A 4,597-nucleotide genomic window follows, 5' to 3' on the forward strand; every position below is an offset into this window, starting at 1 on the left:
GCCCACCCCCTGCCGGGGCGCCCCCCTCCTCTGGGTGCGCGGGGTGGGGTGGGGCGGCGGCCCCACCCCCCCCCCCCCCCCCACCCGCCGCCCCTCTCAGACCGGCACCCGCGACAGCGCGCCCACGATCTCGTCGACGCGGGTCTTGGCATCGCCGAAGAGCATCCGGGAGTTCTCCCGGAAGAACAGCGGGTTCTGCACGCCGGCGTAGCCGGCGGCCATCGACCGCTTGAAGACCACCACGTTCCTCGCCTCCCACACCCGCAGCACCGGCATCCCCGCGATCGGCGAGTCCGGGTCCTCGGCCGCCGACGGGTTGACGGTGTCGTTGGCGCCGATGACCAGCACGACGTCCGTGTCGGCGAGTTCGTCGTTGATCTCGTCCATCTCCAGGACGATGTCGTACGGCACCTTCGCCTCGGCCAGCAGGACGTTCATGTGCCCGGGCAGCCGCCCGGCGACCGGGTGGATGGCGAAGCGCACGTCGACGCCCTTCTCACGCAGCATCCGGGTCATCTCCGCGACCGGGTACTGCGCCTGCGCCACCGCCATGCCGTAGCCGGGGGTGACGACGACGGACGAGGCGGACAGGAGAAGTTCCGCGGTGTCCTCCGCGGAGATCTCACGGTGCTCGCCGTACTCCCGGTCACCCGACGGGCCGGCCTCCAGCCCGAAGCCGCCCGCGATGACGGAGACGAAGGAGCGGTTCATCGCCTTGCACATGATGTAGGAGAGGTACGCGCCGGAGGAGCCGACCAGCGCGCCCGTGACGATCAGGAGGTCGTTGCCCAGCAGGAATCCCGAAGCGGCGGCCGCCCAGCCGGAGTAACTGTTGAGCATGGAGACGACCACGGGCATGTCGCCGCCGCCGATGGAGGCGACCAGGTGCCAGCCGAGGGCCAGCGCCAGCGCGGTGACCGCCGTCAGCAGGCCGAGGGACGGCGTGACGACGTAGAGCACCGTGAGGATCACGAAGCCGGCCAGGGCCCCGATGTTGACGGCGTTCCTGCCCGGCAGCATCAGCGGCGCGGACTTCATCCGTGCCGAGAGCTTCAGGAAGGCGACGACGGAGCCGGTGAAGGTGACCGCGCCGATGAAGACACCGATGAAGACCTCGGCGTGGTGGATGCCGTCGGCGTGCGAACCCCCCTCCAGATGGCCGTTCCAGCCGATCAGCACCGCGGCGAGACCGACGAAGGAGTGCAGCAGCGCGATCAGTTCGGGCATGCCGGTCATCCGCACGCGCCTCGCGCACCAGAGTCCGACGACCGCGCCGGCCGCGACCGCGGATCCGAGGACGACGAGGGAGGTGAGCGAACCGGCGTCGGTGACCCGCAGGACCGTGGCCGCGAGCGCGAGGGTCATGCCCGCGACGCCGTAGGCCCATCCCTGGGACGCGGTTTCGTGCCGGGAGAGTCCGGCGAGCGACAGGATGAACAGGAGGGCGGCGACCAGGTACGCCGCGCCGGAGATCGAGAGGACGTCCATGGTCACCTCACGCCTTCCGGAACATCGAGAGCATGCGGCGGGTGACGGCGAAGCCTCCGAAGATGTTGATCGAGGCGAGCAGCGTGGCGACGCCGGCCAGCACCAGCACCACGTTGTCGGTGCCGGTCAGCTGGAGCAGCGCACCCACCACGACGATTCCCGAGATGGCGTTGGTGACCGACATCAGCGGTGTGTGCAGCGCGTGGTGCACGTGCCCGATGACGTAGAAGCCGACCACGACCGCCAGTGTCAGCACGGTGAAGTGCTGGGTGATCTCCGAGGGGGCGAAGGCGTTGAGGAGGAACAGCGCCAGCGAACCGGTGCCGACGAGGGCCGCTCCGGCGGCGGTCGCGGACCGCTTCTTCTTCTTCTCCGCCCCCGCCACCTTCTCCTCCGTCCTCCCCGGCTCCTTCGCCTCGGTGTCCGCGGCGGGGGCCGCGGACACCTGCACCGGGGGTGGTGGCCAGAGCACGTCGCCCTGGTGGACCACGGTCAGCCCGCGCTGCACGGCGTCCTCGAGGTCGACGGCGATCCGCCCGTCCTTGGCGGGAGTGACCAGCTTCATCAGGTTGACCAGGTTGGTGCCGTACAGCTGTGACGACTGCGCCGGCAGCCGCGCGGGCAGGTCGGTGTAGCCGATGATCGTCACACCGTTGTCGGTCGTGACGACCTGGCCCTCGACCGTCCCCTCGACGTTCCCGCCCTGGGCGGCCGCCATGTCGACGACGACGCTGCCGGGCTTCATGGAGGCGATGTCGGCGGCCGTGATCAGCCTCGGCGCCGGACGTCCCGGGATCAGAGCCGTGGTGATGATGATGTCCACGTCCGCGGCCTGCTCGGAGTAGATCTCGGCGGCCCGCCGGTCGTACGCCTCGGAGGTCGCCCTCGCGTAGCCGTCGGCCGACTGCTCCACCTCGACGTCCACCGGCAGGTACGCGCCACCGAGCGACTTCACCTGGTCGGCGACCTCCGGCCGTGGATCGGTGGCACGGACGACGGCGCCCAGGGAGGCGGCCGCGCCGATCGCCGCCAGACCCGCCACGCCGGCGCCGGCGACGAGCACCTTGGCCGGGGGCACCTTGCCCGCCGCGGTCACCTGACCGGTGAAGAACCGGCCGAAGTGGTGCGCCGCCTCGATCACCGCACGGTACCCCGCGATGTTGGCCTGGCTGGAGAGGATGTCCAGCGACTGGGCCCGGGAGATACGCGGAACGGCGTCCATCGCGAAGGCGTCGACCTTGTGCGCGGCCAACGCCGTGAGCAGGTCGCCGTTGGCCGCCGGCGCGAGCGGGGCGACCAGCGTCGCGCCCTCCTTGAGCCGCTCCACCTCCACGGGTTCGGGGGCGTTCACCCGGAAGACCAGGTCGGCACGCCATGCCTCCTCGGCGGTGCCGATCGCGGCACCGGCCCGGGTGTACGCCTCGTCGGTGATGCTCGAGCCCGCCCCCGCCCCGGTCTCGATCACCACGTCGTAGCCCAGTCCGGTCAGTTGCCTGACGGTCGCGGGTGTGGCCGCGACCCTGGTCTCCCCGGGTCTGGTCTCCCGGGTCACTCCAATCAGCATGCTCGGCTCTTTCGTCTCGTGGTCCGCCATGGTGGTCTGCGAGGACGCAATGGTCCGAAGTGCCCGGCCGCTCGTTCCGGGAAGGGCCCCGGCTTCCGACTCCGCGGCGACGCCCGGCGAGCGATCAGCAGCCGTGGCAGTACGGTAGGTCCACTTCTCTCCGCAGTCGACGTGGCGACGGCATGAGACACGTCGCACCGCGCCGATCGCGCCGACCGGTGAGGACGGGCACGGCGTCGGCCCTTCCCCCGTCGGGGAACGGACTTGCGCCGCCCCGCCGACGGCACTTCGCGTACGCACACATTCCGCGGACGGTATGCATCGCTCGACAGCCTCCTGGAACGGTCGTCGCAGTTCGACGTCGAGTTGCAGGTCATGCCGCGCCATCAGCCGGACCATGCCGGGTTCGACGGGCCGTTGAGGCTCCTGGAGTCGCCGGACAACAAGTGGTTCGGCTACGCGGAGGGGCAGCGTGGCGGGATGCTGGTCACGGCCCCGAAGGAGGTCAGCATCATGCTCCAGCGGTATGCGAGACCGCGCTCGCAGGCTCTCACCTCCGACGACTCCAGGAGCCTGCTGAAGCGACTGCGAGGAGCGCCATGAGCGGCATCGACGAACGGGCCTGGTTCAAGAGCAGCCACAGCGGTTCCGACGGCGACGACTGCGTCGAGGTGGCGCAGGGGCACGCGGGCGGTCCACGTCCGGGACTCCAAGGACCGGCGCAGCCCCGAACTCGCCCTCTCCCCCACCGCGTGGAACGACTTCGTCGGTTACGCCGCCCGGCACTGACCCTGTCGCACACCGCCCCACGCCGGAGCCGTCCGACGTGGGGCGGTGTCGTTCGGCCGGCTGCCCGGACGGCCGTCCGCCGAACCCGGCAGCGGACCGGGAACGGCGCACCGGCCCGGTCACAGCTTGCCGAGGTTCAGGGCCTTCTGGAGGGCCCGGACCGTCGCGGGTCCCCACACGCCGTCGACCCCCAGCCCGGCCTTCGTCATCTTGTTGAGGTGCCGCTGCAGGGCACTGACCGTGGCCGGGCCCATGTCACCGTCGACGGTGAGCCCGGCGGAACCCCAGTTGTTCAGGTGCTGCTGGAGGGCGCGCACGGAAGCGGGTCCCCACTGGCCGTCCGCCGTGGCGCCGACGGCGCGCTGAGTGGCCGCGACGGTCGCCGGACCGAAGACGCCGTCGACGTCGAGGCGGGCTCCCTCGCCCAGGTAGGCGTGGTAGGCGGCCTCCGTGTCCGGGCCCCACAGCCCGTCGGCGGTGACGCCGACCTTCTGCTGCAGCCAGCGCACCCCCGCGTCCGTCTTCGGCCCCCAGATCCCGTCCGCCTCCAGCGCCGGGGAGTAGCCGAGGCCGTTGACCGCGCGCTGCTGGGCGGCCACCGACCGCACCGACGTCATCCCACCGCCACCCGACCCTCCGCCGGTGCCGCCCGTGGCGGTCCGGTAGGCGGCCTCCGTGTCCGGGCCCCACAGCCCGTCGGCGGTGACGCCGACCTTCTGCTGCAGCCAGCGCACCCCCGCGTCCGTCTTCGGTCCC

4 protein-coding genes and 1 pseudogene are annotated in these 4,597 nt (G+C 71.5%); 2 read left to right on the forward strand and 3 right to left on the reverse strand.

The features are described from left to right. Positions 1–96 precede the first annotated feature (96 nt). Both pntB and ACFV5H_RS09690 read right to left on the reverse strand, forming a co-directional pair. Positions 97–1,488 carry a Re/Si-specific NAD(P)(+) transhydrogenase subunit beta gene (gene pntB, locus ACFV5H_RS09685; protein ID WP_385193831.1) on the reverse strand — a complete coding sequence of 464 codons (1,392 nt, stop codon included), beginning with the start codon at positions 1,486–1,488 and terminating at the stop codon, positions 97–99. A 7-nt stretch (positions 1,489–1,495) separates the two neighbouring features. Then, positions 1,496–3,052, reverse strand: coding sequence for a Re/Si-specific NAD(P)(+) transhydrogenase subunit alpha (locus ACFV5H_RS09690; protein WP_385193833.1), 1,557 nt, complete (start codon positions 3,050–3,052; stop codon positions 1,496–1,498). Positions 3,053–3,427: 375 nt separating this feature from the next. Between ACFV5H_RS09690 and ACFV5H_RS09695 the strand changes: the two genes are divergently transcribed. Further along, positions 3,428–3,655, forward strand: a complete 228-nt coding sequence (locus ACFV5H_RS09695) for a Scr1 family TA system antitoxin-like transcriptional regulator (protein ID WP_385193835.1) — start codon at positions 3,428–3,430, stop codon at positions 3,653–3,655. After that, a pseudogene (locus ACFV5H_RS09700) lies at positions 3,652–3,841 on the forward strand (DUF397 domain-containing protein). The gene ACFV5H_RS09695 and the pseudogene ACFV5H_RS09700 overlap by 4 nt, the downstream one beginning before the upstream one ends. Positions 3,842–3,960: 119 nt before the next feature. Here ACFV5H_RS09700 and ACFV5H_RS09705 read toward each other — a convergent pair. Then, on the reverse strand, positions 3,961–4,597 hold a 637-nt coding region (locus ACFV5H_RS09705), incomplete at its 5' end, for a peptidoglycan-binding protein (protein WP_385193837.1).

Source organism: Streptomyces sp. NPDC059787, assembly GCF_042732315.1.
Classification (GTDB): Bacteria; Actinomycetota; Actinomycetes; order Streptomycetales; family Streptomycetaceae; genus Streptomyces; species Streptomyces atrovirens.